The organism is Novipirellula sp. (genome assembly GCF_041583735.1).
Lineage (GTDB): Bacteria > Planctomycetota > Planctomycetia > Pirellulales > Pirellulaceae > Novipirellula.
The window spans coordinates 1-1,983 of record NZ_JBFHFD010000995.1; the positions used below are offsets into that span (position 1 = coordinate 1).

Here is a 1,983-nt window from a genome sequence, read left to right on the forward strand (position 1 = left end):
TATGTCGACCGTTTCCACTGAAAAAAACTCTGCGGACCCTTACTTCCAATCTCTCTTTGCCGACCGCATCGGCGGTGCGAATTACGGCAAAGACACCGAGATCTACAAGTTTGAAAAGATCAAACGAGCGAAACGCAAAGCGCTAGCGGATCATCCCGATCGAAAATTGTTGGACTTCGGCATCGGTGAAAACGATTCGATGGCCGATGAGTCGATTCGCAAGGTGATGAACGACGAAGTCAACAAGCCGGAAAACCGCGGCTATTCTGACAACGGCATCGCCGAATATAAGGAAGCGGCGGCTCGCTTCATGAAGCGGCATTTTGATGTCACGCTCGATCCAGCGACGCAGATCAATCACTGTATCGGCAGCAAGCCTGCGTACGCAATGTTGCCAGCGTGTTTTATCAATCCTGGTGATGTCACGTTGATGACGGTGCCCGGTTACCCGGTCGCGGGGACTCATACCCGCTACTACGGCGGCGAAGTTTTCAAATTGCCGCTACTGGCCGAAAACGGCTTCCTGCCCGATTTTGACGCCGTGCCTGATGACGTTTATCGACGTACCAAGTTGTTGGTGCTGAACTACCCCAACTCGCCCACCGGACGCACCACGACGGCTGAGTTTTATGAGAAGGTCGTCGCGCTAGCGAAGGAAAAAGAGTTTGTCGTCGTTCAGGACGCCGCGCACATTATGTTGACGTTTGACGGAAAACCTTTGAGTTTTCTGCAAACCCCCGGTGCGATGGATGTTGGTGTCGAAGTCCACTCGATGAGCAAGGGCTATGACATGATCGGTTGGCGAATGGGATTTGTATGTGGTCACCCACGCATCGTTTCCGCCTTTGCCGACGTGAAGGACAACAGCGATAGTGGACAGTTCATGGCGACTCAGAAGGCTGCTGCTGCCGCCCTGGACGACGATTCGATTCCGCAGCGAATCAACACCAAGTACCGTCGCCGGCTCGAAAAGTTGGTTGCAACGCTGAATGAGTGTGGTTTCGAGTGCGAGATGCCTGGCGGCACCTATTTCCTCTACACCAAAGCGCCCAGTGGAACAAAATCGGGCGAAACGTTTGCCAAGGCCGAGGATGCGACTCGCCATTTGATCGAGCAGTTCGGGATCGTCACGGTGCCTTGGGACGATGCCGGATCGTTCTTGCGATTCAGCGTGACCTACGTTGCCGGGACCGAGGCCGAAGAAGATGCATTGATGCAAGAGACCAAAAAACGCCTCGGCGACGCCGGTTTGGTTTGGAAATAGTTTTCCAAAATAATGGATACCGAAGCCGCAGAATCGTCATGATCTGCGGCGTCGGAGCGATGAAAAAACGAAAAAAGCCACCGACATTCAATGTAGGTGGCTTTTTTCGTTGTGACTTTAGAAGTCAAGCGGGTCTGACGAGGTGACGCTTGCGGCGCAGGCAGTAACGATCGACCTTAATCCGTAGCGGAGCGGCGCAAGCCACACGGTCTAATTCGAACGTTTTACTCGCTGCAACCGGACGGCTTGCGCCGTGCCGCTACCTAAAGTAGATGGCATTAGGCTATTGCCGTCTGCTCACAATAGGCAATCCGATCACACAAAGGTGATCGCTTTAGGCTTTGGCGCCGGCAGCTTTGACGAGCTTGCTCAGACGGCTCTTGGTACGTGCCGCTGCGTTGCGGTGGATCACGTTCTTGCTCGCAGCACGATCCAGCTTTTTGACCGCCAATCGGAAAGCCGCTTGTGCCTTTTCGCCGTCGCCCGACTCAGCTGCTTCGCGGACGCTGCGGATGGTTGAACGCATATTGCTCTTGATTGAACGGTTCAGCAGGCGTTGCTTGACGTTCTGGCGAAGTCGTTTCTTTGAACTTTCGGTGTTTGGCATCTTCGGTTTATCGCGCTCTCGTGGGCGTCCATCATCGGAAAGAAGGGAATTGAAGGCTCGGTAGTATGCCAAGCTGTCTGCCATCTGTCCATAGTCAACTTTTCAGGTGAAA

2 protein-coding genes are annotated in these 1,983 nt (G+C 53.7%); one reads left to right on the plus strand and one right to left on the minus strand.

Annotated features, from left to right (window positions below):
• Position 1 precedes the first annotated feature (1 nt).
• On the plus strand, positions 2–1,264 hold the full coding sequence (locus ABX962_RS35405) for an LL-diaminopimelate aminotransferase (protein WP_372726358.1): 1,263 nt from the start codon (positions 2–4) through the stop codon (positions 1,262–1,264).
• Positions 1,265–1,598: 334 nt separating this feature from the next.
• On the opposite strand, the gene rpsT is transcribed toward ABX962_RS35405, so the two are convergent.
• Positions 1,599–1,871: a 30S ribosomal protein S20 gene (gene rpsT / locus ABX962_RS35410; protein ID WP_339943982.1), complete on the minus strand. Its 273-nt coding sequence runs from the start codon at positions 1,869–1,871 to the stop codon at positions 1,599–1,601.
• Positions 1,872–1,983 lie beyond the last annotated feature (112 nt).